The sequence below is a fragment of the Geodermatophilus sp. URMC 63 genome (assembly GCF_053502565.1).
Genome location: NZ_CP199956.1, coordinates 3,855,169 through 3,879,558 on the forward strand (window position 1 = coordinate 3,855,169; position 24,390 = coordinate 3,879,558).

Genomic DNA, 24,390 nt, shown 5'->3' on the forward strand with positions numbered 1-24,390 from the left:
CCGTCCGGCCGACCGCGGGCCGTCCTCGAGTGGCCGTCCGGGGACACCGGCAGCCCGGCTCTGCGCCCGGCGGTCAGGCGGTGGCGAGGATGCGCTGCAGCGCCGCCTCGACGTACTCCTCATGCAGCTCCTGGACGAGGTCCATGCGGTCCTCGGCGACGGCCTCGTTGACCCGCTCCACGTAGTCCTCGTGCAGCTCGCTCAGCTCTGCCTGCACGGCTCCTCCCCCCACTCGATTCCTCTCCAGTGTCCGGCGGGGGAGGGCCGGCGTGTGGCAGGAGGCGCTGCCGATCGGCTCACACCTCAGCGGATGCGCAGCAGCACCTTGCCGGTGGCGCGGCGCTCGTCGAGCTCGGTGACCGCGGCGGCGGCGTCGGCCAGGTCGTGCACCGTGCCGAGCACCGGCTGCAGGCGGCCCTGCTCGAGCAGCTGCAGCAGGTCGGCCCACTGCTCCTGCACGAAGCCGGGCTCGCCCCGCCAGAAGGCACCCCAGCCGACGCCGACCACCGACACGTTGTTCAGCAGCAGCCGGTTGACCTTCACCGTCGGGATCTCCCCGCCGGTGAAGCCGAGCACCAGCAGCCGGCCCTCGCGCGCGAGGCTGCGCAGGGAGTCGGTGAACCGGTCACCGCCCACCGGGTCGGCGACGACGTCGACGCCGCGGCCGCCGGTGAGCTCCTTGACCCGGTCGCGGAAGCCGTCGGCGAGGACGACCTCGTCGGCGCCGGCGGCCCGGGCCGCCCCGCCCTTGCCCTCGCTCGACACCACGGCGAGCACCCGCGCGCCGTACGCCTTGGCCAGCTGGACGCCCGCCGTGCCCAGGCCGCCGGCGGCCCCGTGCACCAGCACCGTCTCGCCCTCGCGCAGCTGCCCGCGGCGGCGCAGCGCGAAGTGCATGGTCAGGTAGTTCATCGGCAGCGCCGCCCCCTGCTCGAAGGAGACGCCGTCCGGGAGCGGGAAGACGAACGCCGGGTCGACGGCGGCCACCTCGGCGAAGCCGCCGAACCCCGGGAAGGCGGCCACCCGCTGCCCGGCGGTGAACCGGCTGCCCTCCGGGGCGCTGCGCACCACGCCGGCGACCTCGCTGCCGGGGACGAACGGCGGCTCCGGCTTGAGCTGGTACTCGCCCCGGCTGAGCAGCACCTCGGGGAAGGTCACGCCGGCGACGTGCACGTCGACGACGACCTTCCCGCCGGCGTCGGGCTCGGGGACGTCGACCACCCGGATGGACGAGGGACCGTCGAGGGTGGCGATCTGGGCGGCGCGCACGCGTCCTCCTGCGGGAGTGGGGAACCGGGACCGCGAGGATGTCAGACGGACGACACACGCCTCTGGGAGAGTGCCCAGCGGATGTCCGCCGTCCCCACCCCGGAGGAGCCCCCTGTGTTCGCCAAGGTCCTGGTCGCCAACCGCGGGGAGATCGCGGTCCGCGCCTTCCGCGCCGCCTACGAGCTGGGCGTGAGCACCGTCGCCGTCTTCCCGTGGGAGGACCGCAACTCCGTCCACCGGCTCAAGGCCGACGAGAGCTACCAGATCGGCGAGGAGGGGCACCCGGTCCGGGCCTACCTGTCGGTCGAGGAGGTCGTCCGCGCCGCCCGGCGCGCCGGTGCCGACGCCGTCTACCCCGGCTACGGCTTCCTGTCGGAGAACCCCGAGCTCGCCGAGTCGTGCGCGAACGCCGGCATCACCTTCGTCGGTCCGCCGTCCTCGGTGCTGGAGCTGACCGGCAACAAGGCGCGCGCGATCGCCGCCGCCCGCGAGGCCGGGCTGCCGGTGCTGGCCTCCACCGAGCCCAGCGACGACGTCGACACGCTGCTGGCCGCGGCCGACGACCTGCCCTTCCCGGTGTTCGTCAAGGCCGTCGCCGGCGGCGGTGGCCGCGGCATGCGCCGGGTGGCCGACCCCGCCGAGCTGCCCGCCGCGGTGCAGGCGGCGATGCGCGAGGCGGAGTCGGCCTTCGGCGACGCGACGGTGTTCCTCGAGCAGGCCGTCGTCGACCCGCGGCACATCGAGGTGCAGATCCTCGCCGACGGCGCCGGGAACGTCGTCCACCTCTTCGAGCGCGACTGCTCGGTGCAGCGCCGCCACCAGAAGGTGGTCGAGCTGGCCCCCGCGCCCAACCTGGACCCGCAGCTGCGGGAGCGGATCTGCGCCGACGCCGTCGCCTTCGCCCAGGCCATCGGCTACGTCAACGCCGGCACGGTGGAGTTCCTGCTCGACCGCGAGGGCCGGCACGTGTTCATCGAGATGAACCCGCGCATCCAGGTGGAGCACACGGTGACCGAGGAGGTCACCGACGTCGACCTGGTGCAGTCGCAGCTGCGGATCGCGGCGGGGGAGACCCTCGCCGACCTCGGCCTGTCGCAGGACTCGATCGTGCTGCGCGGCGCGGCGCTGCAGTGCCGGATCACCACCGAGGACCCCGCCAACGGCTTCCGCCCCGACACCGGCCGGATCACCGCCTACCGCTCACCCGGCGGCGCGGGCATCCGGCTGGACGGCGGCTCCTCGCTGGGCGCGGAGGTGGGCGCGCACTTCGACTCGATGCTGGTCAAGCTCACCTGCCGCGGGCGCGACTTCGGCATCGCCGTCGCCCGCGCCCGCCGCGCCGTCGCCGAGTTCCGCATCCGCGGCGTGGCCACCAACATCCCGTTCCTGCAGGCGCTGCTCGACGACCCCGACTTCCAGGCCGGCCGGGTCACCACCTCCTTCATCGAGCAGCGGCCGCACCTGCTCACCGCCCGCAGCTCCGCCGACCGCGGCACCCGGCTGCTCAGCTACCTCGCCGACGTGACGGTCAACAAGCCGCACGGCGAGCGGCCGCACCTGGTCGACCCGGTGACGAAGCTGCCGCGGGCCGACCTGCGCGCGCCCGCCCCCGACGGCTCCCGCCAGCGGCTGCTGGAGCTCGGTCCCGAGGCCTTCGCCGCCGACCTGCGCGGGCAGACCGCGCTGGCGGTCACCGACACCACGTTCCGTGACGCCCACCAGTCGTTGCTGGCCACCCGGGTGCGCACCAAGGACCTGCTCGCCGTCGCCGGGCACCTCGCCCGCACCACCCCGCAGCTGTTCAGCCTGGAGTGCTGGGGCGGGGCCACCTACGACGTGGCGCTGCGCTTCCTGCACGAGGACCCGTGGGACCGCCTGGCCACGCTGCGCGAGGCCGTGCCGAACGTCTGCCTGCAGATGCTGCTGCGCGGCCGCAACACCGTCGGCTACACCGCCTACCCCGAGCAGGTCACCGAGGCCTTCGTCCGCGAGGCGGCGAGCACCGGCATCGACGTCTTCCGGGTGTTCGACGCGCTCAACGACGTCGCCCAGATGCGCCCGGCGATCGACGCCGTCCGGGCCACGGGGACGGCGGTGGCCGAGGTGGCGCTGTGCTACACCGGCGACCTGTCCGACCCTGGCGAGACGCTCTACACGCTCGACTACTACCTGGGCCTGGCCGAGAAGATCGTCGACGCCGGCGCGCACGTGCTCGCCATCAAGGACATGGCCGGCCTGCTGCGCCCGCCCGCCGCCGCCCGGCTGGTGACTGCGCTGCGCGAGCGGTTCGACCTGCCCGTGCACCTGCACACCCACGACACCGCCGGCGGCCAGCTGGCCACCCTGCTGGCGGCCTGGTCGGCCGGGGTGGACGCCGTCGACGGCGCGGTCGCCTCCATGGCCGGGACGACGAGCCAGCCGCCGCTGTCGGCGATCGTGGCCGCCACCGACGCCACCGAGCGGGCCACCGGCCTCTCGCTCGCCGCGGTCAACGACCTGGAGCCCTACTGGGAGGCCGTCCGGCGGGTCTACGCGCCCTTCGAGTCCGGCCTGCCCTCGCCGACCGGGCGGGTCTACACCCACGAGATCCCCGGCGGCCAGCTGTCCAACCTGCGCCAGCAGGCGATCGCGCTGGGGCTGGGGCAGCGGTTCGAGGAGGTCGAGGACGCCTACGCCGCCGCCGACCGGCTGCTCGGCCGGCTGGTCAAGGTGACGCCGAGCTCGAAGGTGGTCGGCGACCTGGCGCTGCAGCTGGTCGGCTCCGGGGTGACGGTCGAGGACTTCGCCTCCGACCCGGGGAAGTACGACCTGCCGGACTCGGTCATCGGGTTCCTGCGCGGCGAGCTGGGCGACCCGCCCGGCGGCTGGCCCGAGCCCTTCCGCAGCCGCGCGCTGGAGGGCCGCCGTCCCGCCGAGCCGCCGGCTGAACTCTCCGACGACGACGTCCTCGGCCTGACCCAGCAGCCGCGGGCGACGCTCAACCGGCTGCTGTTCCCCGGGCCCACGCGGGAGTACCTGGCGCACGGCGAGACCTACGGCGACGTGTCGGTGCTGCCGACCAAGGAGTTCCTCTACGGTCTGCGGCCCGGTGACGAGCACGCCGTCGACCTCGAGCCCGGCGTCACCCTGCTCATGGGCGTGGAGGCCGTCTCCGACCCCGACGAGCGCGGCATGCGCACCGTGATGTGCAGCCTCAACGGCCAGCTGCGCCCGGTGTCGGTGCGCGACCGCTCCGTCGACGCCGCGGTCAAGGCCGCCGAGAAGGCCGACCGCTCGGTGCCCGGCCAGGTCGCCGCGCCGTTCGCCGGCGTGGTCACCGTCAAGGTCGGCGAGGGCGACACCGTCGAGGCCGGCCAGCCGATCGGCACCATCGAGGCGATGAAGATGGAGGCCGCGATCACCGCCCCCGTCGGCGGCACCGTCGAGCGGCTGGCCATCGGCCCGGTGCAGCAGGTCGAGGGCGGCGACCTGCTCGCGGTCCTGGCCTGAGCGTCGTGACCGCCCCGGTGCTCGCCCCGCTGACCGCGGCGCTCGACGGGGCCACGCGGCTGGTCGCGGCCGTCACCCCGGAGGAGTGGGGCCGGCCGACGCCGTGCGCCGAGTGGACGGTGCGACAGCTGGTCGGCCACCTCGTCGGTGGCAACCGGATGACCGCGCGCGTGCTGCGCGGCGAGCCGCTGCCGCCGCTGGACCAGCTCGGCCGCCGCGACCCCGCCGACCAGCTCGGCGACGACCCGGCCGGCGCGCACCGGGGCTCGGCGGAGGAGCTGCTGGCCGCCTTCGGGCTGCCCGGCGTCCTCGACCGGGCGCACACCGTCCCGGCCGGGACGCTGCCGGGGCCGGCGCTGGTGCACCTGCGGACGGTGGAGACGCTGGTGCACGGGTGGGACCTCGCCCGCGCCACCGGCCGGCGGGTCCCGTTCCCCGACGACCTGGTGGAGCCCGAGCTCGGGTTCAGCGAGGGCCTGCTCGGCCGGCTGCCGGCGGGCCGGTCGCCGTTCGGGCCGCCGCAGCCGGTCGCCGGCGACGCCCCGGCGGTCGACCGCCTCGCCGCGCTGCTCGGCCGCACGCCCGGGTGACCGTCCGCCCGGGGGCGGACAGCGTCTGGCGGGGGGCCGCCGTACTCGAGCCCGTGCAACCCGGAGTTCGACCGGGTGCCGGGCTGGGTGAACCCGGCGATCGCGGTGGCCGCGGTCGCGTCCGTCGTGGGCGTCGCCGGCTACGGCGGCTGCCGGCTGGCGGTGCGCACCCGCCCGGCGTCCGGTGCGCACGGGCGCTCGCCGACGGACGGCTGACCCGGGCGGAGCTCTCGACGGAGGGCGACGGCGGCCGGCGGTGGACCCTGGCAGGCGGCGACCGACCGCCCCGCCACGTCGCCGGGCCACGACCGAGGGTCATCCCCGCCGCGGTGTGTCGTGACCGACGGTTGAGCTCACCCGCCCGCGGGCAGGGGTCCGTGTGCGCGAGCGTGCGCCTCGATGGCGCGCGAGGTGCGCCGACCGCCACGGCGGGCCGGGAGCGCACCGCGCGGTCCGTGGCGGGCCCTCCGCGGGCGCCGACGCAAGGCGGGGACACCCCGCAGCGGGGAGACGGGACGGAGCTGGGTGTGACCACGGTCGAGAGAGGTCGGCAGACCCTGGGGGGCCGCTACGAGCTGCAGGCGCTCATCGCCACGGGCGGCATGGGGCAGGTCTGGCGCGGGCGGGACACCCTGCTCGACCGAGCCGTCGCGGTCAAGGTCCTGCGCAGCGAGTACGCCGACGACCCGACCTTCCTCGCCCGCTTCCGCGCTGAGGCCCGGCACGCCGCCGCGCTGAGCCACCCGAACATCGCCGCCGTCCTCGACTACGGGGAGGGGCGGGCCGAGGACACCGGCGAGCACCTCGCCTACCTGGTGATGGAGCTGGTGGACGGCGCGCCGCTGTCGGCGCTGCTCACCCGGGAGGGCCCACTGGAGCCCGACACCGCCCTGTCGGTGCTCTCGCAGGCCGCCGCGGGGCTGGCCGAGGCACACCGTGCCGGCGTGGTCCACCGCGACGTCAAGCCCGGCAACATCCTGGTCCGGCCCGACGGCGGGGTGAAGCTGACCGACTTCGGCATCGCCTGGTCGGCCGAGAGCGTGCCGCTGACCGGCACCGGCCAGGTCATCGGCACCGCGCAGTACATGTCGCCGGAGCAGGCCGCCGGTGAGCGGGTCGGCCCGGCCAGTGACGTCTACGCGCTCGGCCTGGTCGGCTACGAGTCGCTCACCGGCCGTGCCGCATTCACGGGGACCAACCCGGTGGCCGTGGCGCTCAAGCAGGTCCGCGAGGACCCCGAGCCGCTGCCGGCCGACCTCCCGCCCGACGTCCGGAACCTCATCGACGCCGCCCTGACCAAGGACCCGGGTGAGCGCCTGCCCGACGGCGCGGCCTTCCTGCACGCGCTCGAGGACACCGTGCACCCCCGGCACGACACTGCGCCGGTGGCCGCGGCGGCGACCCGGCCGGTCGCGCCCGCCGGTCAGCCGCCGGCCCGCGCGTCGCGGACCGCTCCCGCCGGGGAGCCCGCGGCCGGCGACGGGCGCCGGCGGCGGCTGCTGCTCGCCCTGGCGGTGCTCGCGGTCGTGCTCCTCGGCGGCGGCGCGGTCGCGCTGGTGGGCGGCCTGTCCGACGGCGACGCCCCGGCCGCGACCGCCGCGCCGTCGGAGGAGGGCATCGTGCTGGCCGCCGCCGACTACGTCGGACGCCCGGCCGAGGACGTCGCCCGCGAGCTGACCGACTTGGGCCTCTCCGTGGGCGAGCAGACGACGGTCACCCCCGACGCCGCCCCGGGCACGGTCACGCGGCTCGACCCGGCCGGCACCGAGGTGGCCACCGGTGACCGGGTCCGCCTGGTCGTCGCGGCCGCCCCGCCGGCCGTCCCGGACGACCCGGCGGCGACCGGTCCGGCGACGACCGCGTCCGGCGGTCAGGCCCCGTCCCCGTCCGCCGACGAGCCGACGCCGGGGACGGCGGCCGACACGGCGCCCGGGCAGCAGCCCGGCGCGACGGCGCCGGGCACCGGGGACGCCCGCGCCGGTGCGACGGCGCCCGGGACCGAGGACGCCGAGGACGCCGCGGCCTCCTCGGGCGACGCCGGTGCCGGCGACCCGACGCCCGAGCCGGCGCCCGAGCCCACGTCCGACCCGACGTCCGAGCCCACGACCGACCCGACGTCCGAGCCCACGACCGATGCGACGTCCGAGCCCACGACCGATGCGACGGCCGAGTCCGCGGCCGACCCGGCGACGGGGTCCGCCTCGCAGCCGGCCACCGAGTCCGCTTCCCCGCCCGCGCCGTCGTCGGGGTCCGCGTCGCAGTCCGCGCCGTCGTCGGGTGCTCCGACCGAGCCGGCAGGCGGGACGGGGACGTCGCCGTCCGCCGGGAGCGGGACGGCGACCGGCACCGGCACCACCGACACCGGCACCGGCACCGGCGGGAGCGGCGCGCCGGGCGGTGGAGAGGCGCCCCGGAACGGCGCGGGCGCCGCCTCCGGGAGCGCCGCCGGCGGGTCGGCCGGCGCCACCGGCTGACCGGGTCGCACTGCCGGCGGCCGCAACCGGGACCGGGGACGGCGCTAGGGTCGGTGACCATGGTGGTCAGGTCCCCGGGGAACCAGTCCGGGCGGGCGCTCGAGGAGCTCAAGCTGCCCGGACGGGCGGTGGCGGCGCTGACGCGGGCGGGCATCACCGACGTCGCCGGCCTGGCGGGGCTCACCCGACGGGAGCTGTCCGCCGTCCCCGGGTTGGGGCCGAGCACCATCGCCGCGATCCGGGCCGTCGTCCCCGAGCCGCCGGCGCGCCTGCCCCGCTCCGGCGCCGAGCCGTCGACCGGCAGCGCCGAGCAGACGGTCCTGTCGGAGGCGCCGCCGGCCGAGGAGGAGTCCCCGTCCGCGCCGGCGATCCCGTCGTTCGCCTCGCTGCGCGACCCGCGGCGGCGCACCCCGGTCGACCTCCTGGTGCCCGAGCAGCCACCCGCAGCACCGGAGTCCGCAGCGCCCGAGCCCGAGCCCGAGGAGTCGGCCACCACCGCGTCCCCGGCCGGGGCACCGCGACCGGCCGAATGGGGCGACCTGTGGTGGTTCGGTCTGCGCGTGGCCCGCTGGTGGGTCGCCCAGCCGGTGCGCACGGTGCGCCGCCTCCTCGGCTGAGAGGACCCCTCCTCCCCCCGCCACTGGCAGGCTCGCGGCGGGACCCTGCAGAGGGGCTACCCCGCCCGCCCGGCGCGGGGCGGCGGTTGCGTCGCACCCGTCGGCGACACTGCCCGGGTGGAGCGGATCGTCCTCCGCCGCCGCGGCGACCTGGTCGAGGCCCGGCGGTGCCCCGGCGGCGGCCGTGACGACGGCCGTGACGTCCCCGAGGTCACCCGGCTGACCGCCGACGACCTCCCCGGCTGGGTCCGCGAGCGGGAGCGCACGCCGGTCCGCTGGGTGTGGGACGACACCACCCGCTGGTACCCGGCGCTGCTGGACGCCGGCGTCCGCGTCGAGCGGTGCACCGACCTGCGGCTCGGCCACGCCGTCCTGCGCCGCTCGCCGTCCGCCGACCAGCGGCTGCTCGCCGGCGAGGACACCCCCGGCTGGGACGCGCTCGCGCCGGTGATCACGACCGAGCACGCCCTCTTCCCGCTGGCCGACCCCGCCGACCGGCTCGACCCCGTCGCCGAGCACGACCGGCAGCAGACGACCCTGGCCGCGGCCACGCAGCGCGCACAGCTGGCGCTGCTGCTCGCCGCGGAGTCCTCCGGCGCGCTGGTCGCCGCGGAGATGACGCACGCCGGGATGCCGTGGCGGGCCGACGTCCACGAGCGGCTAATCACCGACGCGCTCGGGCCGCGCCCGCCGGCCGGCGTCCGCCCGCCGGTGCTGGAGCGGCTGGCCGGCGAGGTCCGCGCCGCCCTGCGCGCGCCCGCGCTCAACCCCGACTCGCCCGGCGACCTGCTGCGCGCGCTGCGGGCCGCCGGGCTGCCCGTGGACGACACCCGGCAGTGGACGCTCGAGCAGGTCGACCACCCGGCCGTCGCGCCGCTGCTCGAGTACAAGCGGCTGGCCCGGCTGCTGTCCGCGCACGGCTGGAGCTGGCTGGAGACCTGGGTGCGCGGGGGCCGGTTCCGGTCGGCCTTCCTCCCGGGCGGCGTGGTCACCGGGCGGTGGTCGGCGCAGGGCGGGGGAGCGCTGTCGGTGCCCGCACAGGTCCGTCCCGCCGCGGTGGCCGACGACGGCTGGGCGTTCGTGGTCGCCGACGTCGCCCAGCTCGAGCCGCGGGTGCTCGCGGGCATGAGCGGCGACGCGGCGATGGCCCAGGCGGCGCGCTCGACCGACCTCTACCAGGGCATGGTGGCCGACGGCGCCGTCGCCACCCGGGCCGAGGCCAAGCTCGGGGTGCTCGGCGCCATGTACGGGGCCACCCGCGGGGAGAGCGGCCGGATGCTGCCGCGGCTGGCCCGCCGCTACCCCCGGGCCATCGGCCTGGTCGAGGACGCCGCCCGGGCGGGGGAGCGCGGCGAGGTGGTCGCCACCCTGCTCGGCCGCGGGTCGCCGCCGCCGACCGGCGCCTGGGCCGAGCGGGCGGTCGGGCTCGGCGAGGCACCCGACGAGGACGGCCCGCGGGAGGACCGCGACCGCGCCCGCCGCGCCTGGGGCCGGTTCACCCGCAACTTCGTCGTCCAGGGCACCGGCGCGGAGTGGGCGCTGTGCTGGCTCGCCGACCTGCGCAACCGGCTGTGGCGGCTGGGCAGCGGGCCGCCGGCGCAGCGGCCGCACCTGGTGTTCTTCCTGCACGACGAGGTCGTCGTCCACACGCCCGAGCACCTGGCCGACGAGGTCGCCGGCGAGGTCCGGGCCGCCGCGGTCACGGCCGGGCGGCTGCTGTTCGGCGGCTTCCCCGTCGACTTCCCGCTTGACGTCGCCGTCGTCCGCTCCTGGGCCGACGCCGGGTGAGGGTCAGCGGACGGCGGCCGGCTCGGAGGCGGGGGCGGTCGCCGCACGGCGGCCGGTCAGGGCGGTGACGACGGCGGTCAGCAGGCAGACGACGACGCCGGTCGCGGCGATCGTCGTGTAGCCGCCGGCCGCCGGGGCCGCCGCGCCGGCCGGGGTGGCCGAGGCGAGCACGGTCGCGGTGAGCGCGCTGCCGACGGCGAAGCCCACGTACCGCAGCACCTGGTTGAGGCTCATCGCACTGCCGGTCTCCGCCGGCGGGACGGCCGCCACCACCAGCGCCGGGAACGCCGCGAACGCCGCCCCGACGCCCAGCCCGGCCACCGCCATGACGGCGAACAGCTGCCACAGGTCGGTGCGCAGGAACGCGAACAGGACGAAGGCCACGCCCTGCACGAGCGCCGCGACCGGCAGCACCCGGGCGTGCCCGGCACGGTCGGCGAGCAGCCGCGCGAGCCGGCCGCCCACCATGCTGGCCGCCGAGAACGGCAGGAGCACCAGCCCGGCGACGACGATCGAGGTGCCGAAGCCCGCGCCGTCGGCCGGCGGGGCCTGGGCCAGCACCGGCACCGCCGCCAGCAGCAGGTAGTTCGACAGCCCGACGAGCAGCGCCGCCGAGTGCGCGGTCAGGGCCACCCGGCCGCGGGCCAGCCGCAGGTCGACCAGCGGCTGCGGCGTCCGCGACTCCCACCAGACCCACAGCGCGAGCGCCACCACCGAGGCGGCGGCCAGCCCCCACAGCAGCGGCGACGTCACGCCCCAGGTCTCCGCCTCGCCCAGCGCCAGCAGCAGCCCGCCCACGCCGGCGCCGAGCAGCAACGCGCCGACCACGTCGAGCCGCCGCCGCGGCGCCGCGGCCGGCGGGGGCAGGACGACGGCGGCGGCGGCCAGCGCGGCGGCGCTCACCGCAGCCCCCGCCCAGAACGCGGCGTGCACCCCGCCGAGCTCGGCCACCAGGCCGGCCAGCGGGTAGCCCAGGCCCACGCCGGTGACGACGGTGACCGACAGCGCGGCGATGGTCGAGCGGGAGGTGTCGCCGGTCAGGGCCTCGCGGGCGGTGGCGATGGCCAGCGGGGTGAGCCCCAGGCCGAAGCCCTGCAGCGCGCGGCCGGCGACCAGCCACCCCAGGCCCAGGGGGAGGGCGGCCAGGACCCCGCCGAGGGTCACCACGCCCAGCACGGCGACTATCACCCGGCGGCGGTGCGGGCCGTCGCCGAGCCGCCCGACCACCGGGGTGGCCACCGCGCCGACCAGCAGCGTGACCGTCAGCGACCACTGCGCGTCCGGCAGCGACGCCCCGGTCGACGACGCGATCGCCGGGACCAGCGGCGCGCCGAGGCTGGAGATGACGGCGACGACCGTCCCGACGAAGACGAGCGCGGCGACGAGCGCGCGGGGTGACCGGGAGACCGCCATGCTCCCGAGCTTCCCAGGACGTTGCACAGCGCAACCGCCCGGCGGGTCAGCTCTGCGTCACAGCAGCCGGTCGAGGTCGTCGGGGCCCGGGCCGGTGCCGCCGGAGTCGCGCAGCGGTGAGTCCTCGGGCCGGTCGTCGTCCGGCGGCTCGGCGGCCACCGGCCCCTCGGCGTAGAGGGTGTCCGGGTCGCGGGGGTCCATCTCACGGGGACCGCGGGCGGCGGCGACCACCTCGGACAGCGTGCCGCCGTCCCGGGCCACCCACGCCCGGCCGTCGTCGCCGAGGACGATCGGCCGCTGGATCAGCCGCGGGTGCTCCACGAGCACGCGCACCCACGCGTCGGCGTCGCGCGGGGCGTCGGGCAGCCCGAGCTCCGCGGCCAGCGGGTCGCCGAGGCGCGTGACGTCCCACGGCTGCAGCCGGAGGGCGGCCAGCGCGGCGCGCAGCTCGGCCTCGGTCGGCGGGTCGTCGAGGTAGCGGCGCAGGGAGTACTCGACACCGGCCCGGTCGAGCTCGTCGCGGGCGGCGCGGCACGTCGAGCACGAGGGGTTGAACCAGACCTCCACGCCCCGACCCTAGGGCCCCCTACTCCGGGGCCCCTACACCACCGGGCTGCCGATCGGCGCGGACGCAACCACCATCACCCGACGAAACGCCTGTCGACTTGTTGTCACGATGTGCAATCCGCCGGTAGCGTCGCGTCGTCCGTCCGGTCGTCGTCCCCCGTCGGGGGAGGCCGGGGGACGCCGCCGAGTCGCCCGCTGGGGCGAGCCGGGGACCCACCGCAGTACTGGGGTGAATCCCCTCCTGGCCGCGTGCCGGGAGAGGTAGGGCCGCTTCCCGCCCGAACCCGTCAGCTCACCCGGTAGGCGGCTCACGGGAGAACGGAGAGCCGCCGGATGGCGCGCGCCTGCACTGCTGCCCGCACCGCTGCACCACCCCGTCCGATCCGGCTCCGCCCCGTCCCGGCGCGCCCGCGCACCTGACCGTCCGCGGCCGTCCGCCCCGGACGCCGTCCGCGCGCACACCAGCCCGGGCACCCTCCGCCCGACCGGCCCCGCGCCGCGCTGCCCCGGTGTGCCCGCGCCGGCCCGGCGCGCCCACCGGCCGTGCCGCCCGCCCAAGCCGCAGCCCGCTGCGCCCCGCACCCGCCTGGAGCACCCGCACCATGGACCCCCGCACGACCACGTCCGGCCGGTCCGCCGAGCGCCGCGGCCGCGCCACCGGCCGCCGCCGTCCGGCCGCCGCCCGCCGTCCCGGCCTGCTCCTCGGCGTGGCCGCCGCCGGCGCCCTGCTGGTCAACGTCGTCGTCGGCGGGGACCCCGCCGCCTCGGCCGGCGCCGGAGACCCGGGGTCGGCCGCCGTCGCCCAGGAGCTGGGCCTGACCGCCGAGGCCGGGACGCTCGCCGCGGGGGCGGACGCGCAGCCGGCCGAGGACCTCCAGCCGCTGGAGGACCTGGCCGCCAGCCGCAGCAGCCGCGCGGCCGAGGAGGCCACCGCGCAGCAGGCGCAGGCCGCCGCCGACCAGGCCGCGCTCGAGCAGCAGCGCGCCGACGAGGCCGCGGCAGCCGAGGCCGCCGCGCTCGAGCAGCAGCGCGCCGAGGAGGCCGCGGCAGCCGAGGCCGCCGCTGCGGAGGCCGCCGCGGACCGGGCCGCCGCCGAGGAGGCCGCCGCTGCCGAGGCCGCCGCGGCGCAGCGGGAGCCGGAGGCGGCTCCGACCTCCTCGGCCGCCGCCGCGTCGGCCGCCGCCGCGTCGGCCACTGCCGCGTCGGCCACTGCCGCGTCGTCCACCGCGGGCTCGGGGACCGCCGCCACGGCGACCGCGCGCATCACCAACACCGCCGGGCCGGTGCAGGCCGTCGTCCAGGCGGCCGCGAACGCCGTCGTCAGCAACGTGGCCGGCGCGGGCTCGATCACCCTCGGCGGCACCCGGGCCAGCGCCACCGACCCGGGCGGCCACCCGTCGGGCCTGGCCCTGGACTACATGGTCCTGTCGAACACCGCCCTCGGGAACGCGATCGTCCAGTACCACGTCGCGCACTGGGACGAGCTCGGCGTCGACTACCTCATCTACCAGCAGCGGATGCTCAGCTCGCCGGGCGGCAGCTGGTCGGCCATGGAGGACCGCGGCAGCGCCACGGCCAACCACATGGACCACGTGCACGTGAACTACACGGGCTGACGCGACCCCTGACGCGGCCCCCCGCGCCGGGCCCGGCCGGCCCTCCCCCTGGCCGGCCGGACCCGGCTGCTCATCCCCGGACGCCCGCGGCGGCGGCGAACGCGGCCGCGGTCCGGGCGGCGACGACCGCCGGGTCGGCGTCCCACAGCTCCTGGGAGAACACCTCGACCTCGACGTCGCCGCGGTACCCGGCCGCCTCGACCAGGGCGCTGGTCCCCGCCAGGTCGACGTGCCCGTCGCCGGGCAGGCCGCGCGACACCAGCACGTCGGGCCCGAGCGGGGTGACCCAGTCGGCCACCTGGTAGGACGCGATCCGGCCGCCGCGGCCGGCCCGCGCCACCTGCGCGGGCAGCTCCGGGTCCCACCACACGTGGTAGGTGTCGACGACGACGCCGACCGCCCCGGCGGGGAACTGCTCGGCGACGTCGAGCGCCTGCCCGAGCGTGGAGACCACGCCGCGGTCGGCGGCGAACACCGGGTGCATCGGCTCGACCGCCAGCACCACGCCGGCCGCGGTCGCGTCGTCGACCAGCGCGCCGATCGCGTCGCGGGCCCGCTCCCGGGCGCCGGGCAGGTCGCGGTCGCCGTCGGGGAGGCCGCCGGCGACGAGCACGAGGACCGGCGCGGAGCCGGGCGCACCGGCCGCGGCCAGCGCCGCGGTCTCCTCGATGGCGCGGCGGTTCTCGTCGAGCGCCGCGGTGCGGGCGGGGCCCGGGGGAGCGGTGAAGAAGCCGCCCCGGCACAGGCTCGACACCCGCAGCCCGGAGTCGGCCACCAGCGCGCACGCCTTCTCCAGGCCCACCTCGGCCACCGGCTCGCGCCACAGCCCGATCGCGCCGATGCCGGCCTCGCGGGTGACGGCGAGGGCGTCGACCAGCGACGCGTACTTGACCGTCGCCTGGTTCAGCGACAGCCGCGGGTGCGCGCTCACGAGACCGGCTCCAGCACCGGGACGTCGACGCCGGCCAGCGCCAGCAGGCCGTTCCACCGGCGCGCGGCGAGCTTCCGGGTCCTCCAGGGCACCGGCCGCGTCGGCCAGCCGGACCACCTCCGACAGGTGCGGCAGGCTGCGGGCGCTGTGCAGCCCGCCGACCATGCTGAACGCCGGCTGGTGGCCGTTCAGCCACGACAGGAAGGCGATGCCGGTCTTGTAGTACGCCGTGGGCGCGGCGAACACCTGCCGCGACAGCGCCTCGGTCGGCCCGAGCAGTCGCCGGTAGCCGGCCGGATCGCCGGCGTCGAGCGCGGCGATGGCGGCGCCGGCCACCGGCGCGATCGCGGCGAACGCGCCGAGCAGCGCGTGCGACGAGTGCTCGCCGTCGCCGGCGATCAGGTCGACGTAGTGGAAGTCGTCGCCGGTGAACAGGTCCACGCCGGCCGGCAGCCGCCGCCGCAGCGCGACCTCGGCGTCGGCGTCCAGCAGGCTGGTCTTGATCCCGCGCACCCGGCCGGCGTCGCGCTCCATGATGCGGACGACGACGTCGGCGGCCGCCCCGGTGTCGGGAGAGCCGAAGTAGCCGCGCAGCTGCGGGTCGAACGCCTCGCCGAGCCAGTGCAGCAGCACCGGCCGCCCGGCCCGTGCCAGCACCTCGGCGTAGACCCGCTCGTAGTCGGCGGGGCCCTCCGCGGCCCGGGCGAGGTGCCGGCTGGCCATGAGCACCACCCCGGCGCCGCAGTCCTCTGCGTGGTGCAGCTGCTCGACGTAGGCGTCGACCACCCGCGCCAGCGGGACGACGTCGTCGGTGAGGTGGTCGGTGGTGACGCCGACCACCAGGGCGCCGCCCACCGACCGCGCCTCGGCCGCGCTGCGCCGGACCAGCTCGCGGGTGGCCGCGGTGTCCAGGCCCATGTTGCGCTGCGCGGTGTCCATCGCGTCGGCGACACCCAGGCCCCACGACCACAGGTGGTGGCGGAAGGCGAGGGTGGTGTCCCAGTCGACGTCGGCCGGGGCGCCGGGGACGTTCTCCCCGGTGACCCGCGGGACGACGTGGGCGGCGGCGTAGGCGGTGCGCGACCGCAGCGGCGCGGACGGGCGGCGGACCGCGGCCGGCTCGCCGAGCGGCAGGAGCCGGGTGCGCCCGTCGGCGTCGAGCAGGACGGCGGTGCTCATCGGGCCGGCACCCCGCTCCCGATCGTCACGCGGCGGCCGGTCGCCGAGCTCTCCAGCCCGGCCTCGGCCAGCCGCACACCGCGGGCGCCGGAGGCGAAGTCGTAGGGGTGGGGGCCGTCCTCGACCACGTGCCGGACGAACTGCTCCCACTGCACCTTGAACCCGTTCTCGACGGGGTCGTTGTCGGGGACCTCCAGCCAGCCGGCCCGGTAGTCGCGGCTGTCGGGCACGTCGGGGTTCCACACCGGCTTGGGCGTGGCGTTGCGGGGCTGGATCCGGCAGCCGAACAGCCCGGCGACGGCGCTGCCGTGCGTGCCGTCGACCTGGAACTCGACCAGCTCGTCGCGGTCGACCCGCACCGCCCAGCTGGAGTTGATCTGCGCGACCACACCGCCCTCGAGCTCGAAGATCCCGTAGGCGGCGTCGTCGGCGGTGGCGGCGTAGGGCTCGCCGCGCTCGTCGACCCGGCTGGTGATGTGCGTGGTGGCCTTGGCGTACACCGACTCGACCCGGCCGAAGAGGTCCTCAAGCACGTAGTTCCAGTGCGGGAACATGTCGACGACGATGCCGCCGCCGTCCTCGGCCCGGTAGTTCCAGCTGGGGCGCTGGGCCGGCTGCCAGCCGCCCTCGAACACCCAGTAGCCGAACTCGCCGCGCACCGAGAGCACCTGGCCGAAGAAGCCGGAGTCGAGCAGCCGCTTGAGCTTGAGCAGCCCGGGCAGGAACAGCTTGTCGTGGACGACGCCGTTCCTCACCCCGGCGGAGGCGGCCAGCTCGGCGAGCTCGACGGCCTCGGCGTGGGTCTCGGCGGTGGGCTTCTCGGTGTAGACGTCCTTGCCCGCGGCGATGGCCCGCCGGATCGCCGCCACCCGCGCCGAGGTGACCTGGAAGTCGGCGTAGACGCGCCACCGGTCGTCGGCGAGGGCGGCGTCGAGGTCGGTGGTCCAGTCGGCGATGTCGTGCCGCTCGGCGATCTCCTGCAGCGCGGCGGCCCGGCGGCCCACCAGCAGCGGCTGCACCTGCACCCGCGCGCCGGTGGACAGCAGGACCCCGCCCTGCTCGCGGATGGCCAGGATCGACCGCAGCAGGTGCTGGCGGTAGCCCATGCGGCCGGTGACGCCGTTCATGATGATGCCGAGCGGTGGGGTGCCCATGGTGGTCGCTCCTCGCGAGTGGTGGCGGTGGCCCGTGGCGGTAGGCCGCAGCGGCTTGGAAAGCGCTTACCAAACGGTAGCCCGGCCGGTGGGACGCGGGCAACCCCCTGGCTGCGGTTCGTCGTCGGCGGCGTCCCCTCGCGCGGGGGAGGTCGGAAGCCGGCGGGCACGGCTAGACTGCGTCCGTGCAGTCCGGCGCCGATCCGCGGGCCCGGCGGGGTCCGGGCGGGATCACCCTGCGCGACGTGGCCGAGCGGGCCGGCGTCTCGCTGGCAACCGCTTCCCGGGTGCTCAACGGCAGTACCCGCGTCGTCAGCCCCGACCTCGCCGCCCGGGTGGGTCGCGCCGCGGCCGAGCTGCGGTACGCCGCCAACGGCCCGGCGCAGGCGCTGGCCCGCGCCACCACCAACGTCGCCGGCCTGGTCGTGCACGAGGTCGACGACCCCTACTTCGCCTCGATCGCCGCGGGCGCCATGCGCGTGGCCACCGGGCACGGCCTGCTCACGATGATGGCCGGCACGTCGCGCGACGCCGGGCGGGAGGTCGAGTACGTCGCCCGCTTCCAGGCGCAGCGGGTGCGGGCGGTGCTGCTCGCCGGCAGCGGCCGCCTCGACGACGGCCCGGAGCTCGGGCAGGCCCTCGCCGACTTCGCCGAGGCCGGGGGGCGCGTCGCGCTGGTGAGCGAGCACGACCTGCCCTTCGACACCGTCCTGCCGGCCAACCGGCGCGGCGCGGCCTCGGTGGCCCGACTGCTGCGCGACCTGGGGCACCGCGACGTCGGCGTCCTGGCCGGCCCCGCGGAGCTGCGCACCGTGGCCGACCGGCTCGGCGGGTTCCTCGACGCGTGGGCGCAGCTCGGCGGCGACCGCGGCGCCCCGGTCGTCGTCGAGGGTGACTTCTCCCGCGCCGGCGGCCACGCGGCCACGCTGTCGCTGTTCGCGCGGGCGCCGCACCTGACGGCGGTGTTCGCGCTCAACGACCTCATGGCGGTGGGCGCGCTCGGCGCCCTGCAGGGCGACCTCGGCCGGCGCGTCCCCGACGACGTCTCGGTCGTCGGCTTCGACGACCTGTGGTTCACCGGCGACCTGCAACCGGCGCTGACCACCGTGCGCCTCCCGCTGGAGGACATGGGCGCCCGCGCGATGGAGCTGGTGCTGTCCGCGGCGTCGCCGGACCCGCGCCGGGTGCCGGTCCCCGCGGAGCTCATCGTCCGCGCGAGCACCGGCCCCGCTCGCCCGGCTTCCTAGACCGTCGCCGTCCCGACGGTGGGCGCTCGGGCTCCGCTCCGTCGTCGGGAACGGGGCGCGGGCGCCCACCCTCGGCGCAGACGGCGACGGCCGCCGTCCCCCGCTCGGGGACGGCGGCCGCCGCGGGTGGTGCGGGTCAGGCGGTGCCGACCTCCACGCGGGAGGTGTCGGAGGGAGAGCCCGACGCGGGGGCCGGACCGTCGATCTCGCGCAGGTCGAGCCGGGAGGTCTCCGGTGCCGACCAGGCGGCGGCCGCCGAGACGATGCACAGCAGGAACGTGAGCCCACCGATGACCAGCGGCACGTTCGTCGACCCGGGCGGGGCGATGAGCGTGAAGACCGAGGGCAGGAAGGCGACCAGCATGAGGCCGACGTTCTGGGAGACCGCGAAGCCGGTGACCCGGTGGCGGGTGGGGAACAGCTCCTGGAAGTAGCTGGCGAAGGTGGCGTTCCAGACCTGGTACAGCACGCCGAACATCAGGATGGCCAGCACGACCGTCAGCACCACGTTGTTCTGGCCGACGGCCCAGAGGTAGCCGAAGGACAGCACACCGGCGCCCAGCGGGCCGACGATCATGAGCGGGCGGCGGCCGATCCGGTCCGAGACCTTGCCGAAGTACGGGATCAGCACCACGGCCACGACGTTGGCCGCGAGCGGCAGCCAGAGGTAGGTGGCCGCGCTCATCCCGACGCCATAGGCCTCGTTGGTGGCGTAGGCCGTGCCGAAGACGACGACGGTCGTCCCGACGACGTTGGCCATGGCCATGAGGACGCAGCGGAGGATCGTGCCGCCGCTCTCGCGGACGACCTGGAGCACCGGGGTCCTGGGCACCTCGTGCTTCGCGGCCTCCTCGAGGAAGACCGGCGTCTCGGCGACCCGGCGGCGGATCAGGTAGCCGGCCAGGATGACGAAGGAGCTCAGCAGGAACGGGATGCGCCAGCCCCAGGTCTGGAAGGCCTCGTCCGACAGCAGCGCGGACAAGGGGATGAAGCTGGCGGCGGCGAGGATGGAGCCGGCCTGGGTGCCCTGCAGGCTGAAGCTCGCGTAGAAGCCGCGCCGGTCCGCCGGGGCGTGCTCGATGATCATCGCGCTCGCGCCGCCGAGCTCGCCGGCGACCGCGAAGCCCTGGACCAGCCGCAGCAGCACCAGCAGCGCGGGGGCGAGGACGCCGACCTGGCCGTAGGTGGGCAGCAGACCGACGGTCAGCGTCGACACGCCCATGAGCATCATGGCGAGGACGAGGACGTTCTTGCGGCCGCGCCGGTCACCCCAGCTGCCGAGGACGAAGGCGCCCAGCGGGCGGGCGACGTAGCCGACCGCGTAGGTGACGAGTGAGGCGATGAGGGCGACCGTCGGGTCCTCGGACGGGAAGAACACGGCCGGGAACACCAGTGCCGCGGCCTGCGCGTAGATGGCGAAGTCGTAGTACTCGAGCGTGCTGCCGATCCAGCCGCTCATCACGGCCTTGCGCGACATGGACCGGTCGGTGGCCGACGGGCCCGACCGGTCGCTGGTGTGTCCCTGCATGACGCCTCCTGGGGTCGTCGACGATGATGGCTCGTCCGGTGCGAGGCGGGCTCCGCGGTCTCCCCGGTGCCCTGGTAAACGCTTGCCGGAGACAGGGTGCTGTGACCCACCGCACGTGTCAAGTGCCAGGTGTGGCCGCCGCCGCGCCGGCTGCTCGGGGTCGCTGGGCTTCCGTCCACGCCAGCGCGGGGACAGCGCTGACGAGCGCTGGGCAGGAGCTCCGGGGAGGTGGGCCCGCTCGCCGGGCGCACGTCGATCCGGACGGCGGTGGACCGCACAACCCGGCAACCGCTTTCCGAGACGGTGTGACGCGCGGTACGGTCGGGGTGCGGACCACCGATCGCGAGGAGGCGCCGGCATGACGGCACCGAGCTCCGTCCCCACCGTGCTCGTCGGCGTCCACGGGCACGGCCGGTGGCACCTGGAGAACGTCGCGCGCGCCACCCGCGCCGGGGTGCCGGTGCACCTGGCCGGCATCTGCGACACCCGGCCGCTGACCGACGAGCAGCGCGCCCTGGCCGGCGACGTCCCGGTGACGGCGCGGCTGACCGACCTGCTCGACGCGGTGCGGCCGGGGATCACCGTCGTCAGCACGCCGATCCACACGCACGCCGGGCTCGCCCTCACCGCCGCGGCCGCCGGGTCCGACGTCCTGCTGGAGAAGCCGCCGACGCCCACGCTGGCCGCCTTCGAGCAGCTGGCGCTGGACCTGGCCGGCACCGGCCGCGCCTGCCAGGTCGGGTTCCAGAGCCTGGGGTCGCGGGCGCTGCCGTACGTGCGCGGGCTGCTCGCCGACGGCGCGATCGGGGAGGTGCTCGGCATCGGCGCCGCCGGGGCGTGGCAGCGCGACGCGTCCTACTACGCCCGCGCGCCCTGGGCCGGGCGGCGCAGCCTCGACGGGGTCCCGGTGGTCGACGGCGCGCTGACCAACCCCTTCGCCCACGCGATCGCGACCGCCCTGGCCGTCGACGGCGCCGACGGCGTGGGGGAGGCCAGGGTCGAGCTGTACCGGGCCACCCCGATCGAGGCCGACGACACCTCCTGCCTGCGGCTGGTCACCGCCCGCGGCACGACGGTCGCGGTCGCCGTCACCCTGTGCGCCGACCGCGAGGTCGAGCCGTACCTGGTCGTGCACGGGACGCGCGGGCGCATCGTGCTGCACTACCGACCCGGTCGCGTGCGGCTCGAGCGCGGCGGGCGGGCGGAGACGACGGAGCACCCGGCCACCGACCTGCTCGAGGACCTCGTCGCGACGGTGCGCGAGCCGGGCCGCCCACTGCTGGTCCCGCTGGCCGCGACGCGCGCGTTCATGCAGGTGGTCGAGGCGGTCCGGCTCGCCGACGAGCCGGCCGAGGTGCCGCCGGCGCACCGCCGCACCGACCGCGCCGGGGCCCACCCGCGCGCCGTCGTCCCCGGGGTGTCCGCCGCGGTGGAGCGCGCCGCGGGCGAGCTGGCCCTGCTCTCGGAGCTCGACCTGCCCTGGGCGCGGGCGGGGGCAGCGGCCGCCCGTGGCTGAGCACCCGCTGGCCACGCTGCGGCTCGGCGGGGTCGTGGTGGCCGAGTACGACGACGGCGCGGGACTCGACCCGGTCCTGGCGCCGCGGCCCTACCTGCACCCGGTGCGCACCCTCGACGGCCGCGCGGTGACCGACGCGCTGCCCGCCGACCACCCCTGGCACCTGGGCATCTCGATCGGGGTGCAGGACGTCGGCGGCACCAACCTGTGGGGCGGCCCGACCTACGTGCGCGGTCGCGGTTACACCGCGTGCGGGGACCACGGCCGGATCGAGCACGCCGGGTTCTCGAGCCTGGCCGACGACGGGTTCGACGAGGCGCTGCGCTGGCTCGCCGTGGACGGCCGGCTGCTGCTCGGCGAGCACCGCCGGGTGCGGGCGCGCCTCGTCGCCGGCGGCTGGGAGCTGCAGCTCACGACCGCGCTCACCAACGCCACGGGCGGGGACCTCGCGCTCGGCAGCCCGGCCACCCACGGGCGCGCGGGCGCCGGCTACGGCGGTTTCTCCTGGCGGCTCCCGGCCACGCGGGAGCCGTTCGTGCACACCACGCACACCGCGGGGGAGCAGGGGACGCACGGCTCGGTCGCGCCGTGGCTGGCCTGGAGCGACCGCGCGGCCGGCTTCACCGTGGTCGTGACCGGGGCCGACGACGTCACGCGGGCCGACCCCTGGTTCGTGCGGGTCGGGGACTACCCCGGCATCGGCTCGCAGCTGGCGCCGCGGCGCCCGGTCACCCTCGCGCCGGGCCGCACCGTGACGCGCGGCTTCCGCGCGCTGGTCGCCGACGGGGAGGTCGACGACGCCGTCGCCGCGCGGTGGGCGGGCCGGAGCGGCGGGTGAGCACGTCGAGCACCCGCCCGGGGAGTCCTCCCGGGGAGCTGGTCAGGCGCTGAGCGGGGACCGGCGCTGCAGGCGCACCCGGCGGCGCTCGCGCTCGGACAGGCCGCCCCAGATGCCGAAGCGCTCGTCGTTGGCCAGGGCGAACTCCAGGCACTCGGCGCGCACCGAGCACCCGGCGCAGACGCGCTTGGCCTCGCGGGTGGAGCCGCCCTTCTCCGGGAAGAAGGCCTCGGGGTCGGTCTCGGCGCACAGCGCGTCGAGCCGCCACCCCTCCTCGCCGGCGGGGTTCTCGCCCATGGCGATCTGCGACCAGGACGTGTCGTTCCACGACGCCGGCTCGAAGGCGGGCTCGTGGGCCGGGGTGTGGGCGGGGGTGTGGGCGGGGGACCAGGCCGGCGTGTGGGTCGGGGTGTGGTCCGTGGTCCAGGCCGGCGTGTGGGCGGCGGAGTCGGAGAGCAGGCTGAGGTGGGGGCGGGAGGCGTACACGGGAAGCTCCTCGGGTCGGGGTGGAGCGCACCGGCAGTGACGGACCGGTACGGGCTGGCTGCTGTCGGTAACGTTACGGACACCCCGCGCCCGTGCGCACTGGCATGTCTTGGCTGAAACGACGCCGTCCGGTTGTCGGATCGTGACCTGGCCCCCGGCGCTCCGCGTGTCCGGCACCCCGGGCGCCCCGCCGGTCCGGCCTCAGCGCCCGAGGTGGGCCCGCAGTGCCGCCACCACCATCCGGTGGTCCTCGAGCTGGGGCAGCCCGGACACGGCGACGACGCCGACCGGGCCCACGTTCCGCACGAGCACCGGGAACGCGCCGCCGTGCGCGGCGTAGAGCCGCGGGTCCAGGCCGGAGCCCTCCTCGAACGTCGTCCCGCGCTCGGCCCACGACTGCCGGACGTGCAGCGAGCTGTGCCCGAAGCGGTCCACCACCCGGGTCTTGCGCTCGATCCACGACGCGTTGTCCGGGGTCGCGCCGGTCAGGGCGACGGAGAAGAGCCGCTGCCCGTTGCGGCTGATCTCGACCGCGACCGGCGCGCCGTCCCGGCGGGCGGTGGCGACCAGCGCCGACCCGAGCACCCAGGCGTCGTCGTTGGTGAAGGAGGTGACCTGCAGCTCGTGCTCCTCCGCGGCCAGCTCGGCGACGGAGGGGAAGACGGCGGGGGAGGAGGTGTCCATGGGTCATCCTGGCGTCCGCCGGTCGCCGGCCCGGCGGTGACGCCGCGGTGACGCCCCCGTGACGGCCGGAGGCCAAGGTCGCCGTCCGGACGGGCTGCGCTCGCGCGGAGGCCCGAGGCGGCGCCGAAACCGGTTCCGCCCTCCCGGCGACTCTGGCACGGTGGGCGCCGGGTTCCACCTCGGCCGCGGCCGGGGCCGCGGGGGATGTCGACGGCGGTGACGTGGACCGGAGGGTGACGCATGAGCGCTCGACGCAGGCGTGCGGCGGGCCCGCTGGCCACCCTGGGCGCGGTCGTCCTCCTGACCGTGGTGCTCTTCGCGGCCAACAGCCGCGTCGACCCCGCGGCGAGCAGCGCGCCGCTGTACCCCGGCACCGGCGGGGCCGGCGCCACGACCGCGCCGCCGTCGGCCGAGCCGTCGGCAACGCCGTCCGCCGAGCCGAGCGCCGAGCCCACCGACGCGGCGCCGCCCGGCCCGGTCGCGCTGCAGGCCGTCTACGCCGGCGTGACCAGCGGGGGCGAGGCGACCATCGCGATGGCCGTCGACGGCGACGCGGTGGCGGCCTACCTCTGCGATGGCGGCGCCGTCGAGGCCTGGCTGCAGGGCACGGTGGACGGCGACACGGTGACGCTGACCGGCCGCAACGGCGCCGGGCTCACCGGGTCGGTGACCGACGGGGCCGTGTTCGGCACGGTGACCACCAGCTCCGGGCTGGCGCTGCCGTTCTCCGCGGCGGCGTCGCAGCCGCCCGCCGGCGTCTACGAGGCCCGCCTGACCCTCGACGGCCTGGCGACGCGGATCGGCTGGGCGGTGCTGCCCGACGGGACGCAGGTCGGGGTCGCCACCGTCGGCGGCAGCAAGCGCGAGGCCCCGCCCCTGGACCTCGACGCCCGCACCTTCGAGATCGACGGCTCCCCGGGCACCGCCGAGGCCGTCGTCGGCACCGACACCGTCGTCGGCGGCTGAGCCGCGGCACCCGACGACCGCCCCGACGCCCTGCCCGG

20 protein-coding genes and 1 riboswitch are annotated in these 24,390 nt (G+C 77.0%); of the genes, 11 read left to right on the forward strand and 9 right to left on the reverse strand.

The window, feature by feature from the left end; all coding sequences use genetic code 11:
• Positions 1 to 73: 73 nt before the first annotated feature.
• Positions 74 to 217, reverse strand: a complete 144-nt coding sequence (locus ACWIZO_RS18900; protein WP_448639188.1) for a hypothetical protein — start codon at positions 215 to 217, stop codon at positions 74 to 76.
• Positions 218 to 303: 86 nt separating this feature from the next.
• Positions 304 to 1,269 carry an NADPH:quinone oxidoreductase family protein gene (locus ACWIZO_RS18905; protein WP_448639189.1) on the reverse strand — a complete coding sequence of 322 codons (966 nt, stop codon included), beginning with the start codon at positions 1,267 to 1,269 and terminating at the stop codon, positions 304 to 306.
• Positions 1,270 to 1,383: 114 nt separating this feature from the next.
• On the opposite strand from ACWIZO_RS18905, the gene ACWIZO_RS18910 reads away from it, so the two are divergent.
• From ACWIZO_RS18910 to ACWIZO_RS18935, 6 genes are all read left to right on the forward strand, one after another.
• Positions 1,384 to 4,758, forward strand: a complete 3,375-nt coding sequence (locus tag ACWIZO_RS18910) for a pyruvate carboxylase (RefSeq protein ID WP_448639190.1) — start codon at positions 1,384 to 1,386, stop codon at positions 4,756 to 4,758.
• A 5-nt stretch (positions 4,759 to 4,763) separates the two neighbouring features.
• Positions 4,764 to 5,348: a TIGR03086 family metal-binding protein gene (locus ACWIZO_RS18915; protein ID WP_448639191.1), complete on the forward strand. Its 585-nt coding sequence runs from the start codon at positions 4,764 to 4,766 to the stop codon at positions 5,346 to 5,348.
• A 75-nt stretch (positions 5,349 to 5,423) separates the two neighbouring features.
• Positions 5,424 to 5,564 (forward strand): hypothetical protein, encoded by a 141-nt coding sequence (locus ACWIZO_RS18920; RefSeq protein ID WP_448639192.1) that lies wholly within the window; start codon positions 5,424 to 5,426, stop codon positions 5,562 to 5,564.
• A 311-nt stretch (positions 5,565 to 5,875) separates the two neighbouring features.
• Positions 5,876 to 7,822 carry a protein kinase domain-containing protein gene (locus tag ACWIZO_RS18925; protein WP_448639193.1) on the forward strand — a complete coding sequence of 649 codons (1,947 nt, stop codon included), beginning with the start codon at positions 5,876 to 5,878 and terminating at the stop codon, positions 7,820 to 7,822.
• Positions 7,823 to 7,881: 59 nt separating this feature from the next.
• Positions 7,882 to 8,439, forward strand: a complete 558-nt coding sequence (locus ACWIZO_RS18930) for a DNA-directed RNA polymerase subunit alpha C-terminal domain-containing protein (protein WP_448639194.1) — start codon at positions 7,882 to 7,884, stop codon at positions 8,437 to 8,439.
• 117 nt (positions 8,440 to 8,556) lie between these two features.
• Entirely contained in the window at positions 8,557 to 10,227 is a 1,671-nt protein-coding gene (locus ACWIZO_RS18935) for a bifunctional 3'-5' exonuclease/DNA polymerase (protein ID WP_448639195.1), read from the forward strand.
• Positions 10,228 to 10,230: 3 nt separating this feature from the next.
• Here the strand turns inward: ACWIZO_RS18935 and ACWIZO_RS18940 are convergent, their stop codons facing one another.
• Together ACWIZO_RS18940 and ACWIZO_RS18945 are read right to left on the reverse strand one after the other, a co-directional pair.
• Positions 10,231 to 11,640 (reverse strand): MFS transporter, encoded by a 1,410-nt coding sequence (locus tag ACWIZO_RS18940; protein WP_448639196.1) that lies wholly within the window; start codon positions 11,638 to 11,640, stop codon positions 10,231 to 10,233.
• Positions 11,641 to 11,697: 57 nt separating this feature from the next.
• Complete coding sequence (locus ACWIZO_RS18945; protein WP_448639197.1) at positions 11,698 to 12,207, reverse strand: ArsC/Spx/MgsR family protein; 510 nt, start codon at positions 12,205 to 12,207, stop codon at positions 11,698 to 11,700.
• Between the two features lie 181 nt (positions 12,208 to 12,388).
• Positions 12,389 to 12,526, forward strand: a riboswitch (cyclic di-AMP (ydaO/yuaA leader).
• Positions 12,527 to 12,809: 283 nt separating this feature from the next.
• Between ACWIZO_RS18945 and ACWIZO_RS18950 the strand changes: the two genes are divergently transcribed.
• On the forward strand, positions 12,810 to 13,823 hold the full coding sequence (locus ACWIZO_RS18950) for a hypothetical protein (RefSeq protein ID WP_448639198.1): 1,014 nt from the start codon (positions 12,810 to 12,812) through the stop codon (positions 13,821 to 13,823).
• Positions 13,824 to 13,893: 70 nt separating this feature from the next.
• Here the strand turns inward: ACWIZO_RS18950 and ACWIZO_RS18955 are convergent, their stop codons facing one another.
• Positions 13,894 to 15,933 (reverse strand): DUF993 family protein, encoded by a 2,040-nt coding sequence (locus ACWIZO_RS18955; RefSeq protein ID WP_448639199.1) that lies wholly within the window; start codon positions 15,931 to 15,933, stop codon positions 13,894 to 13,896.
• Entirely contained in the window at positions 15,930 to 17,087 is a 1,158-nt protein-coding gene (locus tag ACWIZO_RS18960; protein ID WP_448639200.1) for a Gfo/Idh/MocA family protein, read from the reverse strand. The genes ACWIZO_RS18955 and ACWIZO_RS18960 overlap by 4 nt, the downstream gene beginning before the upstream one ends.
• A gap of 185 nt (positions 17,088 to 17,272) precedes the next feature.
• Here ACWIZO_RS18960 and ACWIZO_RS18965 point away from each other — a divergent pair, with 185 nt between their 5' ends.
• Entirely contained in the window at positions 17,273 to 18,334 is a 1,062-nt protein-coding gene (locus tag ACWIZO_RS18965) for a LacI family DNA-binding transcriptional regulator (protein WP_448639201.1), read from the forward strand.
• Positions 18,335 to 18,470: 136 nt separating this feature from the next.
• On the opposite strand, the gene ACWIZO_RS18970 is transcribed toward ACWIZO_RS18965, so the two are convergent.
• Entirely contained in the window at positions 18,471 to 19,862 is a 1,392-nt protein-coding gene (locus ACWIZO_RS18970; protein ID WP_448639202.1) for an MFS transporter, read from the reverse strand.
• Positions 19,863 to 20,220: 358 nt separating this feature from the next.
• Here ACWIZO_RS18970 and ACWIZO_RS18975 point away from each other — a divergent pair, with 358 nt between their 5' ends.
• On the forward strand, positions 20,221 to 21,378 hold the full coding sequence (locus tag ACWIZO_RS18975; RefSeq protein ID WP_448639203.1) for a Gfo/Idh/MocA family protein: 1,158 nt from the start codon (positions 20,221 to 20,223) through the stop codon (positions 21,376 to 21,378).
• Positions 21,371 to 22,216 (forward strand): DUF6807 domain-containing protein, encoded by an 846-nt coding sequence (locus ACWIZO_RS18980; RefSeq protein WP_448639204.1) that lies wholly within the window; start codon positions 21,371 to 21,373, stop codon positions 22,214 to 22,216. The genes ACWIZO_RS18975 and ACWIZO_RS18980 overlap by 8 nt, the downstream gene beginning before the upstream one ends.
• Before the next feature lie 42 nt (positions 22,217 to 22,258).
• Here ACWIZO_RS18980 and ACWIZO_RS18985 read toward each other — a convergent pair whose 3' ends face one another.
• Both ACWIZO_RS18985 and ACWIZO_RS18990 read right to left on the reverse strand, forming a co-directional pair.
• Complete coding sequence (locus ACWIZO_RS18985) at positions 22,259 to 22,702, reverse strand: WhiB family transcriptional regulator (protein WP_448639205.1); 444 nt, start codon at positions 22,700 to 22,702, stop codon at positions 22,259 to 22,261.
• 201 nt (positions 22,703 to 22,903) lie between these two features.
• Positions 22,904 to 23,386 (reverse strand): heme-degrading domain-containing protein, encoded by a 483-nt coding sequence (locus ACWIZO_RS18990; protein ID WP_448639206.1) that lies wholly within the window; start codon positions 23,384 to 23,386, stop codon positions 22,904 to 22,906.
• 240 nt (positions 23,387 to 23,626) lie between these two features.
• Between ACWIZO_RS18990 and ACWIZO_RS18995 the strand changes: the two genes are divergently transcribed.
• Positions 23,627 to 24,352 (forward strand): hypothetical protein, encoded by a 726-nt coding sequence (locus ACWIZO_RS18995; protein WP_448639207.1) that lies wholly within the window; start codon positions 23,627 to 23,629, stop codon positions 24,350 to 24,352.
• Positions 24,353 to 24,390: the final 38 nt, after the last annotated feature.